A 13,877-nucleotide genomic window follows, 5' to 3' on the forward strand; every position below is an offset into this window, starting at 1 on the left:
CTTCACTTACCTGAGGTAGGAACTAAGCCCAGGACGCTTCAGCTATAAGCCGAAGAAGTCCTCCACCACTTGGGCCGCGATGAAGCTATCGGTATTCGGGCCCAAGCGCGCGTCGAGCTCGTTGCCCGAGGGGATGACGTGGCCCACGCCTTCCATGGTCCACAGTTCGACGGGGTTGTCACCTTCCCAGGAATGCAAAGACACATCAGAAAACGGGCGGGTTACCTTGGCCTTAGAGCAACCGTTCATCGTGGCGAAGCGCTGCGCAGTCCACAACGCGGAAGTAACCTCGCCGCGGGAGCTATTGGCGAGGCCAGCTTGGCCGCCTTCATAAGGCGCTAGCGGATCCGCAGTGCCGTGCATCATGAGAATTGGGGTGGGCTTATAACCATCGGGATTAGACGGCGCATGGTTAGAGCCGCTGCCCATCGTCGATGCGAAGATGCAGGCGCCGTCGAGGAAGCCGGGGGCGTCGAAAAGCAGGCGAATTACCATCTGCCCACCGTTGGAATAACCGCATGCGTAGGTGCGCTGCGTGCCGTACTCGTGGTGGATTGTATCCACCACGTGCTGGAGGAACGCGACGTCGTCAATGCCAAGCTCACGGGCCTTGACCGGAAGCACCGCGCGGGCGTCGTTGAAGTGCCTGTCCACGCCGTCGGGGTAGACAACCACCGTGCCTGTACGGGCGGCGAGCTCATCAAAAGTGCCGTTTGTAAAGCGCCGCATCACGCTGCCATTTTGCAGCGAACCGTGGAGTAAAAGCAGCAGGTTCGGGCCGGGATTCTCCGGCGCGACGACGGTGTACTTACGCTTTCGGCCCTGAAATTCCACGATGGTCATGGAGCAAAAGTTTAGTCGGGGTGAGCGCAGGTTTCGTCGTGCGTGCTGGTGTGGTGGCGTTCGGCATCGCTGCGGCCCTCAAAATGGGACTTCTTAACGCGTGCTGCTGCGATGTCGTCGCGCACGGCACGGCGGTTGCGCAGCCAGCCGATGAGACGGCAAACCAGGTAAATGACAAAAGAAATCGTGGTCACGAAGACCGAGACCGGCAAGCCTGGTGCTAGCGAGAGGATAAGGCCACCCACGGCGGCGACCTCGGCGAAAAGCGTGGACCACAGCACCGCGCGCACCGGCGAGGAGGTGATCTGCACCGCCGCTGCGCCTGGCGTAATCAGCAGCGCCATGACCAACAGCGAACCGACAATCTGCACCGACTGCGCCGCGGTAAGGCCCACCAGAATGGCAAAGCCTACGGAGATAGTGCGCACCGGTACGCCGGCTGCCTGCGCCATGACCGGGTCGGCGGAAGCGAAAAGCAGCGGGCGCCAGAAGAGCAACACGACGCCCACGATGATGACGGTAGTCAGCGCCAGCAGCCACACCGAGGCTGCGGAAACACCCACGATCTGGCCGGTCAGCAGCGTCATCGCCATATTGGAATTGCCCGGGTAGAGGTGCAAGAAGAGCACCGATAGGCCAAGGCCAAAGCTCATCACCACGCCAATAGCGCTGTCTTGCTGGCCTTTCAGCCCCAACACCGCCAGGATGATGGCGGCCACGATGGCGCCCGCGATGGCACCAAAGCCTAAGTTAAATCCGAAAAGCAGGGCAGCCGAAGCGCCCATCAGGGCGAGCTCAGACGTCGCGTGCACCGAAAAGGACATCTGGCGCAGCACGATGAGCGAGGTCATCACACCAGACAAGATTCCCAGCAGCGCGCACGCCCACAGGGAAGACTGCACGAAATCGACGCCGAGCAGATACTGGGTGTCTTCGAAAAACTTATTAGACAACGATGAGTCTCCCATCGACCTCGATGACGTTGACCTTGGAACCATACAGCTCAGACAAGACATCCGAGCGCATAACCTCATCCACAGCGCCAAACATGTGGCCATGCGGGGCGATGTAGAGCACCTTATCCACCACGCCTAGCACCGGGTTGATGCCGTGCGTCACGAACAACACGGAGGTGCCGCGTTCTTTGCGCCAGCGGTCGAGCTTTTCCACGGTCGCTTGCTGGCGGGCAGGATCGAGCGAGAGTAATGGTTCGTCGGCAAGGATGAGCTGCGGGTCATTGGCCAGCGCCTGGGCCTGCCTGATGAGCTGTTGCTGACCGCCCGAAAGCTGCCCCACGCGGCGCTCGGCGATGCCCGTGGCACCCACCTCGGCGAGGAGTTCGTCGACGCGGGCGCGGGAGGGGCGTCGCTTAGCGATGGCCCCGTGTGCCAACGACAGTGAGACCAAATCCCGGGCGCGCATGGGAAGATCCTGCGGAAACATGCGCTGCTGCGGAATGAAACCAACCCGCGAATTGACGTCCACGCGCCCGCTGGTGAGCTGGCGCGTGCCCAGGATGGTGCCCAGCAAGGTGGACTTGCCCACGCCGTTTGGCCCCAAGACGGCGATGAATTCGCTCTTGTCGACGCCCAGGTTGAGCCCCGACCACAGCGGCTCCACGGCCGCTTCATGAAATTGAACCAGCACTAAGCTGCCTCGATGTGGTCCACGGCCTGCTCGTAGTAGTCGAGGAAGTTCGTGCCCTCTGGTGGGGTCTCGCCGATTTCCACGATAGGGATGTGGCGCTCCTCAGCTGCCTTGTGGATGCGCGAGGAGATATCGGTCTCGGTCTGTGGGTTATAAATCAGCAGATCGACCTTGTCTTCCTTGATGGCCTCTAGGAAGCGTGCGAGGTCGGCGGCAGTCGGCTCGCCCTCAGACACGGTGGCCTTGCGGAAGCCCTCCGGCGTCACGTCCAAAGCAGGGGTGTACTTCATGATGTAGTCCGCAATCGGCTCGGTCTGCGCATAGTTGAGCTTCGGCAGCTTCTCGACACGCTTCTTAATGTCCTCGACGCGCTCCAACAGCGGGTCTGCAGATGCCTTGGCCTCTGGGTTGGCCTCATTGACTAGGTCGGCGACCTCGGTGGCCACTTTCTCGATGGCGGCAGCGTCGTACCAGACGTGCTCGTTGCCCTCGATGTTGGTGACCTTGGAGGGCTCCTTCTTGGCGATGACCTTGGCCTCTGCCGCGGTGACGACGTCCGGCTCTTCGTCGAGCTTGCCGTGGTCGGTCAGAGGGAGGGCGTGGATGATCTCGTCCTGGTTCTTTACTGCCTGGTACAGCCAGGAATCGTATCCGCCTCCGCCGACGATGAGGACGTCGGCTTCGTTGGCCTTAGCGATGTCTGCCGCGGTGGGCTCGAAGTGGTGCGGGTCGACGCCGTTGCCCTTGACGATTGGCTCGACCTCAATCTTGACGTCTTGCCTCTGTGCGGAGTCGATGACTTCCTGGGCCACATCTGCCCAGATGGAGGTGGAGGCGACGACCTTGATGGTGTCCTCGTCGGCGCTATCGGTACTGGAGCAACCGGCCAGGGTGAGGCTGGCTGCACACAGGAGAGCGGCGGGCGCAGCCAGGGATTTAAGGGAAAAACTCATGCCCTCTAGTTTGCGTTTGTTGAAAATTGTTGTCAAATGGAAATGTATTGAAAATCCGCTCGCTAAAGACCTTGCCTGAAACGCGAAACGCAGAGGTGAACAGGGTAGGGTAGCCAGCATGGTAAAACGCAGCCAGAATCGGAAAACGCTAGCCTCGCTGGCTGCTGAATTGGGTGTTTCGCGTACCACCGTTTCCAATGCATATAATCGCCCAGACCAGCTGGCCCCAGCCACGCGCGAGCGCATTCTCTCCGCGGCCGCAGCCCACGGCTACACGGGCCCCGACCCCACCGCGCGCAGCCTGCGCACCCGCCGCGCGGGCTCCACGGGGGTCCTCCTGACCGAGCACTTGTCCTACGCCTTCGAGGACGCCGCCTCCGTTGATTTTCTAGCCGGCATGGCAGAGGCATCCACGGGTGCCGCGACCACCCTAACTCTGATTCCCGCAGGGCCCGACGCCCCTTCCGACGACGCTGCCGCCCTCCTCACCCGCGCCGCCGTGGATGGCTTCGTTATCTACTCGGTCTCGTCCGAATCCGTGGAAGCGGCGCGAACGCGTGGTCTTCCGCTGGTGGTCTGCGATCAGCCCAAGGACTCTGGCCTTCCCTTCGTGGGCATCGATGACCGAGAGGCAATCAAACCCGCCGCCCGCGCGTTGCTCGCGGCCGGCCATCGCCGCATTGGCATCCTGTGCATTCGTCTCCACCACGAGCGCATCGATGGTTTCGTGAGCCCGGAGCAGGTCGAACGCGCAGACATGCACGTCCAGCGCGACCGCGTGCTGGGCGCTCTCGATGTATTTGCACAGGCAGGCATTGGCGAGATTCCCATTGTCACCCGCCACATCAACGATGCGAGCACCGCGCGCGCTGCCGCGGAAGAGCTGCTTGCCGCGCGCCCTGAGCTGACCGCCGTGCTGTGCACCACCGACTCGATGGCGCTCGGCGTGCTCGGCGTCTTGCGCGATGCTGGCCTCGCGGCACCGAAAGACCTCTCCGTGACGGGGTTTGACGGCATCACCACCGCCTTGCTGGCGGGGCTTACTACCGTGGTCCAGCCGAATAAAGCCAAAGGCGCGGCGGCAGGCCACATGTTGGCCGAGCACATCGACGCCGCGCTTTCCGAGACTGCCCCAGCGCACGACCACAAGCTGCTGCCCACCCGCTTCAACGAGGGGACCACGGTGGGCTCGCCGCGCGAGCAGCATTTATTGGATTGGCGGCTCTAGTCGGCACACTTTGCCAAATATTGCGCCAAAACTTGCCGAAATCAGCGCCTTGTTTGGCAAAATGTACCGCGCTTGCCCTATTTACCGCGCTTGCCCTGTTTATCGCGCATCACGCTTAAGCGCCGAGGTGAACCGCGCGGGCCGCAGCGAGCTCCTCCAAGAAATCAGACACAGCCGCAATATCCGGAACGCGGTGTGCGGCTAGCGTCTCGCCCTCGCCAACCTTCACGCCCAGGTCTGGTGGCTGATTCAAAACCGCGAATCCGTCTTCATCGGTGACGTCATCTCCCAGGAAGACGGTGGCGGTGGCGCCGACGCGCTCGCGCAACTCGGAAATCCATGAGCCCTTCGTGGCCTGGGTGGCGGAGAACTCGATGACAGACTTGCCGGCAGTCATGGGGAAACCGGCTGGGTCGAGTGCGCGGCCAGCAGCGTAGGCCTCGGCGGCTAGCTCTGGGTCTGTAAGCTCCAAGCGGCGCAGGTGGAACACGCGCTGGAAAGGCTTAATCTCAATTTCTGCGCCAGGAAAGCGCTCCATCAGCTCACGGATTTCTGCTTCCTTGCGGTCCAAGTGCGCCTGGGCTTCCGGCGAAAGGGAAGAGTCCTGCCACGAGGATTCCGCGCCGTGGGAGCCGCCCAACAGAACCGGCTCGCGCAGCGGGAAGACGCGCTTTAGCCCTTCCAAGTGGCGCCCAGAAAGCGCAGCTACCGTGGTATCCGGCAGCTGCGCCAGACGCTCTAGGGCAGCCAACGACCGCGGCTCGGCGTGAACCTCATAGATGTCATTGGCAAAACCGGCGAGGGTGCCATCAAAGTCAGAAACTACGGCCAGATGCTTGGTTGCTGCGAGCTTTTCAATCATGCACTCATCCTAAAACAGCCCTAAAGCGAGACCATACGAATAGCGGGGGAGTCCACCTCGGCGGTATCCAGAGTCAGCACCAGCTGATTATTCGGGTTAAGCCGAACCTCAAAATCATGGTCTTCCGCCAACAGATTGCGCAATAAGTTATCTGCCCATAGCGCCGAGCCGGTGCAATCGTCGGGACGGGTATCCATTCGCACCTTATCGATGTGCATGGTGTCCGCGTCGCGGATATTGGCGGCATCCTCGGCCTCGCTGTAGGAGACCTTGGCTTGGAACGGCGCACAGCCAGTAGAGCCCACAATGGAGGATTCGCCGAAGCTCATTTGTGGCACCGCCTTAGCGGTCTGCGGAATCGCAGAAGGCTCATCCGGCTTGGTGTAGATAGCCACTACTTGCCAGTCCTTGCCCACGATTCTCTCGTCACCGCGTGGCTGCGGCCCTGAATCCTCGGAGCCGCAGGCGCTAAGTGTCATTGATGCGGCGAGAAGTGCCGCTGTAATTACTCGCTTCACTTGTTCTTCGCTGCTTTCTCTAGGGCGCTCAAAAAGGCGCGCGACCATACATCCACGTCGTGTTGGACCACCTGTGCGTGCAGGTCGAGCATGTGCTGGCGCATGGTGTCGGGTGAATCATCAAGCGCCTTCAATGCGCTGAGCAGGGCGCGTTTGATGGACTCTATGTCGAAAGGGTTGCATAGGTTGGCCTGCTTGAGCTCCGCGGCGGCGCCGGCAAACTCGGAGAGCACCAATGCACCGCGGCCGTCGTCGTGGCAGGCCACATACTCCTTGGCCACCAGGTTCATGCCGTCTTTGAAGGGGGTGACCAGCATGACGTCGGCAAGCCGGTAGTACTTGCGTAGCATGTCCTTGTCCACTGCGCGGTGCACGTAGTGGACCACTGGCCGCCCAATCTGGCCGAAGCGCCCATTGATGCGGCCTACGGCTTCCTCGACCTGCGAGCGGGTCACGCGGTAATGGTCGATGCGCTCGCGCGAAGGCGTGGCAATTTGTACCAGCGTAACCTCGCTCGGATCCAGCGCCTGCGACTCCAGCAGCTCCTCGAAAGCTTTGAGACGCTGCAGGATTCCCTTGGTGTAGTCCAGCCTATCGACGCCCAAGATGACGCGGTGGTGGCCGCCGAATTCCGCACGCAGCTTGGCGACGTCGCGGTCCTCCGCCTTACTGAACCGCGTCATGTCGGAGGACTTGATGGAGATCGGGAACGCGCCCACGCCAACGGTGCGGCCATCGACCTTGATGCCGGCAGTGATGTCGCGGGTGCTGACCTCGCCCGTGACCTCTAAGCCGAGTCGAGTGGCCAGCTCTAAGAAGTTACGGGCATTGGATTCGAGGTGGAATCCGATGACATCGGCGCCCATCAACCCGCGGACGACCTCTTCGCGCCATGGCAGTTGCAGGAAGAGATCTGCGGAAGGGAATGGAATATGCAGGAAGAAGCCGATGGTGAGATCGGGGCGTAGTTGGCGCAGAATGCCTGGCAGCAGCTGCAGCTGATAGTCCTGTACCCACACCGTGGCGTTGGGCGCTGCGACCTTTGCTACTTCCTCGGCAAAGCGCAGGTTGACCTCGCGATAGGAGTACCACCACTCGCGCTTGTACTGCGGGGTGACGATGAGGTCGTGGTAGAGCGGCCACAGGGTGGCGTTGGAAAAGCCTTCGTAGAAGCCCTCATAATCCACGTCGGTTAGCTTGACCGGGTGCAGCAGCACACCGTTTTCGGTGTGGGAAGGTTCCGGGGCGTCGTTTGTGATGCCTGGCCAGCCCACCCAGCAGCCTTGCTCGGCCTCCAGCACTGGCGACAAAGCAGTAACCAAGCCGCCAGGCGAGGCCTTCCAGGTGCGGGTGCCGTCCGGTTGGATCTCCAGATCCACGGGGAGGCGGTTGGCCACCACCACGAAGGAATTGTCGTGGCCAGACATTGTTCTTAGGCCTTCTTCGTGGTCTTCTTAGAAGCCTTCTTGGCGGTCTTCTTCGTGGACTTCTTGGTCGACTTCTTCGTTGCCTTCTTGGTGGTCTTCTTCGAAGATTTCTTGGTTGCCTTCTTCGAGGACTTCTTAGAGGTCTTCTTTGGCGCAGCGTCTTCCTGCTCTGCAAGGACCTTCTTGTGTACCAAGCCATCTGGCTCGACGCCGAGCATGGACATCAAGGTCACGCCATCGAGGAAGTCCTCAGCATAAGTAGCGACGATGCGGCGCGCAGCGCGGGCGGTCTCCTCCTCGACTGCATTGTTCTGGTCTGCAGCGGGCTGAGTGTCAGTGACCTTTGGTGGCACGAAGTCCTCCTGAACGAGTTGTGAAAGCTTTCAGACCGCATATTCTACGCCATGCGGCCGTGCGGTGCGGATTCGGGGCTATGTGCGCAGAGATCTATTTTGTGGGCCTGGGTTATGGCGCCGGGCACGGCGAGGATTTCGCCCTAACTGCCAAATCGGTGCCGTGCAGGGAAGGCGAGTTCAGGTGGTGAATGCATCTATACAGCTAGGAGGTTGTGTAGATGTCAAGTGATAAGAGGCTGTGTGAGCGGTACGTGGAGGCGTATCTGCATGATGCGCGTCCGATGTCGGTGATCCTGAAGGAGTTGGGGGTCTCGAAGGCTACGGCGAAGGTGTGGCGTCAGGCTGAGGGCCTTAGCCGTGGTCAGCGTCAGCGGAGTCTGACTGAGAATAAATTCAAAGATCAGTACCAAAAGGTCGTTGCTCTTGTAGAAAGCGGCCAGTCTGCGCATAGCGCACTGAAAGAGACTGGTTTCCCACAGACTGCTTACCGATACCTTGCCCAAGACGGTATCGAACTCGCTAATACCAGTCGCGGTGGAGCCATACAACGCGAGCGGGATCGCATCGCTAAAGCTTTGAAACTTGTTGACGCTGGAAAAAGCTATAAACAGGCTGGCCAGGTGGTTGATCGCTGCGGGGCCCGACCCCCGGAAAGTGGACACATCGGGGGCTGGCTATGCTGCTGTGGTCAGTATAGCCGAAGTCTCGGCTTCAAAGACATCAGGAGCTACGAGATTGCACCAGGAGTGCCGCCGGCGCGTGTTGTAGCGCATGCACCACCGGAAGACCTCTTGACGACAGCTAATTGGGTTGTTAAAGACTTTCCGATCACGCAGTACTTCCCGCTTTAAGGTGGCGTTAAAGGATTCTGCCAGGGCATTATCGGCACTCGTTCCAACCGCGCCCATGGACTGGCGCACACCTAACGACGAGCAGTAGTTCCTAAAGGCTTGTGAGGTGTACACGCTGCCGTGATCGGAATGGAAAATAGTCCCATCAAGACTGCCGCGCACGCCGTGTGCGTGGGCTAGAGCATCGATAACTAGTGAGACCCGCATGTGGTCTGCGAGTGCATAACCTGCAAGTTTACGTGAATACGTGTCAATGACTGTGGCAAGGTACATGTTTTTGCCTCCCCTACACGGCAGGTAAGTAATGTCACCGACATACACACGATTTGGCTCGCCAGCTGTGAACTTGCGGCCTACTAGATCTGGCATGACACGGTGACCAGGCTTACGCCTGGTAGTAATGCATCGACGCCGTTTGCTAAAGCCTTTTAACCCCATGGATTTCATGATGCGTGCAACTTTCTTGTGATTGATCGGGGTATACGTCGTGTCCTCCTTGAGGCTTGCGGCGATGCGTTTAGCACCATAAAGCCCGTGCTCATCATCGAAGATGGTCTTGATTCTTGCACCAATAACGGCATCAGAATACATCTTTAACCTGCGTTTTTTACGGGTGCTCACCCACTTGTAAAACGAGGAACGATTCAGCTTTAACACATCGCACATCCGCTTAACCGAGTACTCGGTTCGGTGGTCATCGACAAACTGGAAGCGGATCACCAGTGAGTCTCTTCGGCAAAATATTTCGCGGCCTTACGCAGGATGTCGCGTTCTTCGCGCAGCTTAGAGACTTCTTTTTCCAGCTGACGGATTCGCGCAGAATCATTCGCCGCTTGGGCTTGATCGTGCACGGCCTTCGTGCGGGCACGTTTGCCAGTGCCGTACTTTTTGACCCAAGAATGTAGCGAGGCACGGTTGATACCGAGCTCAGCTGATGCTGAGTTCAGCGAGAGATCCTCGTTGTTCTCATAGAGGGCTACGGCATCGCGTTTGAACTGTTCGGAGTACCTGGACATGGTGGTAGATTACCTTTCTTCCCAGCTCGACTGGGCTGGATATCAGGTGTCCACCACATGGGGGTCAGGTCCCATCGATGCCATGCTTGCTGCCATCCACGAACAGACCGTATCCATTGCCGGCGCAGAATACGCCGAACTTGGCGTAGCAATGTCCGCCACAGATGCACTAACCAAACTCGAGCATCGTAAAGAAATCGAAGCGCAGGTACTCAAGCTGATTCAGGACATTCCGCAGACCGAGATTCTTTTATCCATGCCTGGTATCGGCCCGCGTAGCGCAGCGCAGATCCTCATGACTGTTGGCGATATGTCCGACTTCCCCGATGCAGCGCACCTAGCATCCTATGCAGGGCTATCACCGCGGACGAATCAGTCAGGAACGTCTATCATGTCGAATTCGCCTAACCGGGCTGGCAACAAAAAATTAAAGAACGCCCTATGGCAATCGTCCTTTGCATCGATCAGATTCCACGAGCGTTCCCGGCAATTCTATGAACGAAAACGCAAAGAAGGCAAAAGACACAACGCCGCAGTCGTCGCACTCGCACGCCGACGCCTCAACGTCCTCTTCGCCATGATGCGAAACGGAGAGCTCTACAGAGACATCCCCACAGTCCAGGAGGCCGCAGCAGCCTAGAACCAACAGACCCTCACCTCAAGCCGATTGCACAGCAAGCCCAATCGGCTCCTCACCATGCCCGAAAACAACATCCACAAGGAAAAGCAGAAACCCTTCACACCCCCCCAACAAACTCACCCACGGAATTGACAAACTATATAGGAACACCTCCCTGGGCGATGGTGCAGGCGCGGAGAGCGCCGCTGTTGCCGATGCCGCGCCCAACACCGCGACGGTAGTAGAGTACCCGCTGCCGGTGCAGGAGTTTGCGGTGACCCGCTACGATTTGCCCGCCGGCACCACGGTTTCCACGCAGCTTCCCGGACCGGCCATCGCCCTGGCTACTTCTGGTGTGGTCACGGTAAACGACCTGGAGCTAGCCCCGGGCGAGGCCGCCTGGTTGCCGGTAACCGGCGGCGACACTACCCGCCTTAGCGCGGCCGCGGGTAAAGATTCGCAGCTCTTTATCGCGGCGGCGCGCCCTGCGCGGCAAGTAGCGCTACCGCGCCGCTGGGGACGCCGCCGCGCGACAAGTAGCACTGTCGCGCTAACCGGCGCTATTTACGACATGGTGGGGCGGCGGAACGCAGCTGCGGCGGCTAGCAGCACTACGGTGAGTGCTACCATCCAGGCCACGAAAGCCCAGACTGCGGTGCCGGGCTGGCCGGTGGCAAGGATTTCGGCGCTTGGCGTGCCGTCGATGGCGGCGCCGGCGCGGGCGGCGAAGGTAAGCGGATTCCACCGGGCGATGGGTTGAACCACACCAGCGAATTGCTCCACGGGCACGAGGCCGCCGTTAAGTGCCATGGCCGCCATGATGATGGGGGCCGGGCCAATGGCGGCCTCCGGGGTGGCGCACATCGCGCCCACCATGGCCGATAGCGAGGCGGCCACCACCGCGCCGAAGATGATGACTAACAGCACCCAGCCAAACCCGGCCAGCGTGTGAATACGCAGGCCAGAAGCCACGGAAGCCAGCAGCACCGCGCAGCCGGAGATAAGGCTGCGTAAGGAATCGAAACACCAGCGGCCGAAGATCTCCGGGCTGGTGCCGTAGCGCGTGGTCGCGATGCGGGTGGTGATACCGCGTTGGCGTTCCTTAATTATCTGCGCGGCGGCGGAGGTGCCATTCATCAGTTCGCTGGAAAGGATGAGCGCGATGGTAAGCGGTAACGCGTCGAGCGTGGCAGAGCCTTGCGAGGCCGCCATGAGGTCGCCAAACAGCCACCGCATGACCAGGAACATCAAAACGGGACCAGCCACGGTATTGGTAATTACCGCGCTATCGCGGCGGGCGGCGCGCAGGTGCCTTCCAAAATGCGTGGCGACAGTGGACAGCCAGGTGGTGTCGTGCGACACGGTGGCGGTGGTGTGGTTAGTCATGTTTCCTCCCCTGGAAAGCGGTGATAAAGCCCCATACGCCAACGACGGTCATGGCGATGAGCCAGCACAGTGCTTCGACTCCGCGCGCCCCCAGGGCAGCGCCACCTAGTAGGTTGCGGGCGGTGTCCAAGATGGGAGATAGCGGTACGTGCCGGATGATGGGGCCAATGCCGCCGGGCAGCGCATCCGCAGGCACGAATGCGGTGGAGAACATCACCATGACCAGCACGAGGTTTTGGAAGAGCAAGGACGCCGAGGTGGGCTTGGGGGCCAACAGGCAGGAGCCATCGATAAACGCGGAGAGGATGATGGTGAGGGCGGCGAAAAGGGCGATGGTAAGGATAATACGACCCGGTCCGGCAGCGTAGCGGGCACCGAGCAGGATCGTGGTGAGGACGACGATGCTGCACGACCACGCGGCGCGGGTGAGATCTGCCAGCAGCCGGCCGACGACCGTGGCCCAGGCGGGCGTCCCGGTGGCGCGGATGCGGTCGTGGATGCCGTTTTCGGCGTCACGCGTAATCGCCAAGGAGGAGCCCCCGGCGGCGAACACAATCGCCTGAATAACGCCGGCGGGCAGGAGGAAGGCGGCGTAATCGATGCCGAGTTCCGTCGAAGCCTTGGCGAAGGTGGCGTAAAAGATGACCATGAACAGGCTGGGTATTGCCACGGCGGAAACCATTACGGCCTTGTTGCGGACGGTGCGCAGGACATTGCGGTGCCACGAGGCAGCGACTGCTCCGAGCGCGTTCACTGGGAGCCTCCACCGGTGTGGGGAGCCTGCTGCGCGATGTCGCCGGACCCGGCGATAGCGAAGTAGACATCGTCCAAGGAGGGCGGAACCAAGGAGACGTCCGCGACCGAGGTGTCGTCGCCATCCCACAAGGCCAGCGCCCGGACTAGGGTGCGGTGGCCATCGGGCGCATCGACGCGCAATACGGTGTCCTCTTGGCGGCAGTCGATGCGGTGTTCTTGCAAGGTGTGGGTGAGGCGTGCGGCATCGTCCGGGCTAGACATCGTGATGAGGCACACCGTGGTGCCATAGCGGTCCTTGAGCTCGGCGGGGGTGCCTTCGTCGAGCACCTTGCCTCCGGCGAGCACGGCGACGCGGTCTGCGAGCTGGTCAGCTTCTTCCAGGTATTGGGTAGTAAGCAGGATCGAGGTGCCGTCGGCCGCCAGCCCGCGGACGGTATCCCACACGGAGCTGCGCGCGGCGGGGTCGAGGCCCGTGGTCGGCTCGTCGAGGAACAGCAGCGCGGGCGGGACAGTGAGGGAGGCGGCGATATCTAACCGCCGGCGCATGCCGCCCGAGTATGCCGAAACCAGGCGGTCGGCGGCGCCAACCAGATCGAAGCGCTCAAGAAGTTCCGCGGCGCGGGCCTTCGCATCGCTAGCTTTAAGCCCTGCCAGGCGGCCAAAGAAGATGAGGTTTTCCTTGCCGGTAAGCTCCTCATCCACTGCGGCGTATTGCCCGGTCAGCGCGATGGAAGCGCGCACCTTGGAAGGATCCGTGGCTAAGTTGTGGCCATCGATGATGGCGGTTCCGCCCGTGGCGGGCAGCAGCGTGGAAAGGACATTGACCAAGGTTGTCTTGCCGGCACCATTGGCGCCTAGGACGGCGAGGATGCCCCCGCGCGGAATGGCGAGGGTCACACCGCGCAGGATTTCCGTTCGCTTCTTGACTTTTCCCAGGCTACATCGCAGATCTTGGACATCAAGCACCAGGTCGCGGCCTTTTGCGTGGGCGCTGGTTGAGGGGACTGCGGTGGCGCTGGGGTCACCGCTAGCGGTTGCCGTGGTGGGGTTTTCTTTCATGATTCATCCCTGGATATACGTCAACGGTCTATTAGACGGCGCACCGATTCTCCTACCGCAGAAGGAAAACCGATTATTGCCCGCGAACGATGGATTGTGGTCCACGGAGCAAGCGCCTGGGGTAGTGCCAACTAATCCTTAGAAAATGATGTATGTCTAGCGGCACCGGGTCGTGCACAGCGCCCCGCAGGAGAGGGCTGCACAGGTCGGCTGATCGGCGGCGACGCTGCAGGTTGCTGCAAAGTTGAGCATACCATAATTAGGCATGGCATGCTTGACAATTAAGTCGAAGGCCTGTAAGCTACCAAGTGTGAGCTAAGAATCTGGGTATTCCGACTAGTCAGGGTCAAACCGCG

13 protein-coding genes and 1 pseudogene are annotated in these 13,877 nt (G+C 60.6%); 2 read left to right on the plus strand and 12 right to left on the minus strand.

Features of this window, described 5'->3' with window-relative positions; all coding sequences use genetic code 11:
* Window positions 1-42: 42 nt before the first annotated feature.
* Genes WM42_RS08655 through WM42_RS08670 form a run of 4 tightly spaced genes read right to left on the minus strand, consistent with a single transcriptional unit; the run spans window position 43 to window position 3,443 of the window.
* Window positions 43-843 carry a CE1 family esterase gene (locus WM42_RS08655; protein WP_062037196.1) on the minus strand — a complete coding sequence of 267 codons (801 nt, stop codon included), beginning with the start codon at window positions 841-843 and terminating at the stop codon, window positions 43-45.
* Between the two features lie 11 nt (window positions 844-854).
* Entirely contained in the window at window positions 855-1,811 is a 957-nt protein-coding gene (locus WM42_RS08660) for a metal ABC transporter permease (protein WP_201057362.1), read from the minus strand.
* A complete protein-coding gene (locus tag WM42_RS08665) occupies window positions 1,789-2,490 on the minus strand; it encodes a metal ABC transporter ATP-binding protein (protein ID WP_062037201.1) in 702 nt (233 codons plus the stop codon). The genes WM42_RS08660 and WM42_RS08665 overlap by 23 nt, the downstream gene beginning before the upstream one ends.
* The gene (locus WM42_RS08670; RefSeq protein WP_062037204.1) at window positions 2,490-3,443 is read right to left on the minus strand and encodes a metal ABC transporter solute-binding protein, Zn/Mn family; all 954 of its coding nucleotides are present in this window, start codon (window positions 3,441-3,443) and stop codon (window positions 2,490-2,492) included. Before WM42_RS08670 ends, WM42_RS08665 begins: the two co-directional genes overlap by 1 nt.
* Window positions 3,444-3,561: 118 nt before the next feature.
* Between WM42_RS08670 and WM42_RS08675 the strand changes: the two genes are divergently transcribed.
* A complete protein-coding gene (locus WM42_RS08675) occupies window positions 3,562-4,671 on the plus strand; it encodes a LacI family DNA-binding transcriptional regulator (RefSeq protein WP_062037207.1) in 1,110 nt (369 codons plus the stop codon).
* 115 nt (window positions 4,672-4,786) lie between these two features.
* Here the strand turns inward: WM42_RS08675 and otsB are convergent, their stop codons facing one another.
* From otsB to WM42_RS08705, 5 genes are all read right to left on the minus strand, one after another.
* Window positions 4,787-5,533: a trehalose-phosphatase gene (gene otsB, locus WM42_RS08680; protein ID WP_062037210.1), complete on the minus strand. Its 747-nt coding sequence runs from the start codon at window positions 5,531-5,533 to the stop codon at window positions 4,787-4,789.
* Window positions 5,534-5,553: 20 nt separating this feature from the next.
* On the minus strand, window positions 5,554-6,051 hold the full coding sequence (locus WM42_RS08685) for a metal ABC transporter substrate-binding protein (protein ID WP_235591083.1): 498 nt from the start codon (window positions 6,049-6,051) through the stop codon (window positions 5,554-5,556).
* Window positions 6,048-7,478: an alpha,alpha-trehalose-phosphate synthase (UDP-forming) gene (locus tag WM42_RS08690; RefSeq protein ID WP_062037213.1), complete on the minus strand. Its 1,431-nt coding sequence runs from the start codon at window positions 7,476-7,478 to the stop codon at window positions 6,048-6,050. The genes WM42_RS08685 and WM42_RS08690 overlap by 4 nt, the downstream gene beginning before the upstream one ends.
* A 5-nt stretch (window positions 7,479-7,483) precedes the next feature.
* On the minus strand, window positions 7,484-7,831 hold the full coding sequence (locus WM42_RS08695) for a hypothetical protein (protein WP_062037217.1): 348 nt from the start codon (window positions 7,829-7,831) through the stop codon (window positions 7,484-7,486).
* A gap of 677 nt (window positions 7,832-8,508) precedes the next feature.
* A protein-coding gene (locus WM42_RS08705) for an IS3 family transposase (RefSeq protein WP_145915032.1) occupies window positions 8,509-9,701 on the minus strand; the annotation gives its coding sequence in 2 pieces (ribosomal slippage) (window positions 8,509-9,422 and window positions 9,422-9,701; 1,194 coding nt in all).
* 73 nt (window positions 9,702-9,774) lie between these two features.
* On the opposite strand from WM42_RS08705, the pseudogene WM42_RS08715 reads away from it, so the two are divergent.
* A pseudogene (locus tag WM42_RS08715) lies at window positions 9,775-10,341 on the plus strand (transposase); the annotation flags it as partial.
* A 543-nt stretch (window positions 10,342-10,884) separates the two neighbouring features.
* Here WM42_RS08715 and WM42_RS08720 read toward each other — a convergent pair.
* The 3 genes from WM42_RS08720 to WM42_RS08730 are packed head-to-tail and all read right to left on the minus strand — an operon-like array spanning window position 10,885 to window position 13,521.
* Complete coding sequence (locus WM42_RS08720; protein ID WP_014303356.1) at window positions 10,885-11,706, minus strand: ABC transporter permease; 822 nt, start codon at window positions 11,704-11,706, stop codon at window positions 10,885-10,887.
* Window positions 11,699-12,460: an ABC transporter permease gene (locus WM42_RS08725; RefSeq protein ID WP_014303357.1), complete on the minus strand. Its 762-nt coding sequence runs from the start codon at window positions 12,458-12,460 to the stop codon at window positions 11,699-11,701. Before WM42_RS08725 ends, WM42_RS08720 begins: the two co-directional genes overlap by 8 nt.
* Window positions 12,457-13,521, minus strand: coding sequence for an ATP-binding cassette domain-containing protein (locus tag WM42_RS08730; protein WP_014303358.1), 1,065 nt, complete (start codon window positions 13,519-13,521; stop codon window positions 12,457-12,459). The genes WM42_RS08725 and WM42_RS08730 overlap by 4 nt, the downstream gene beginning before the upstream one ends.
* Window positions 13,522-13,877 lie beyond the last annotated feature (356 nt).

The organism is Corynebacterium simulans (genome assembly GCF_001586215.1).
GTDB lineage: Bacteria > Actinomycetota > Actinomycetes > Mycobacteriales > Mycobacteriaceae > Corynebacterium > Corynebacterium simulans.

What these genes read in the sequence shown, in the direction of transcription:
- WM42_RS08655 (WP_062037196.1), bottom strand. Translation starts at nt 843, where the DNA reads ATGACCATCGTGGAATTTCAGGGCCGAAAGCGTAAGTACACCGTCGTC.
- WM42_RS08660 (WP_201057362.1), bottom strand. Translation starts at nt 1,811, where the DNA reads ATGGGAGACTCATCGTTGTCTAATAAGTTTTTCGAAGACACCCAGTAT.
- WM42_RS08670 (WP_062037204.1), bottom strand. Translation starts at nt 3,443, where the DNA reads ATGAGTTTTTCCCTTAAATCCCTGGCTGCGCCCGCCGCTCTCCTGTGT.
- WM42_RS08675 (WP_062037207.1), top strand. Translation starts at nt 3,562, where the DNA reads ATGGTAAAACGCAGCCAGAATCGGAAAACGCTAGCCTCGCTGGCTGCT.
- otsB (WP_062037210.1), bottom strand. Translation starts at nt 5,533, where the DNA reads ATGATTGAAAAGCTCGCAGCAACCAAGCATCTGGCCGTAGTTTCTGAC.
- WM42_RS08690 (WP_062037213.1), bottom strand. Translation starts at nt 7,478, where the DNA reads ATGTCTGGCCACGACAATTCCTTCGTGGTGGTGGCCAACCGCCTCCCC.
- WM42_RS08720 (WP_014303356.1), bottom strand. Translation starts at nt 11,706, where the DNA reads ATGACTAACCACACCACCGCCACCGTGTCGCACGACACCACCTGGCTG.
- WM42_RS08730 (WP_014303358.1), bottom strand. Translation starts at nt 13,521, where the DNA reads ATGAAAGAAAACCCCACCACGGCAACCGCTAGCGGTGACCCCAGCGCC.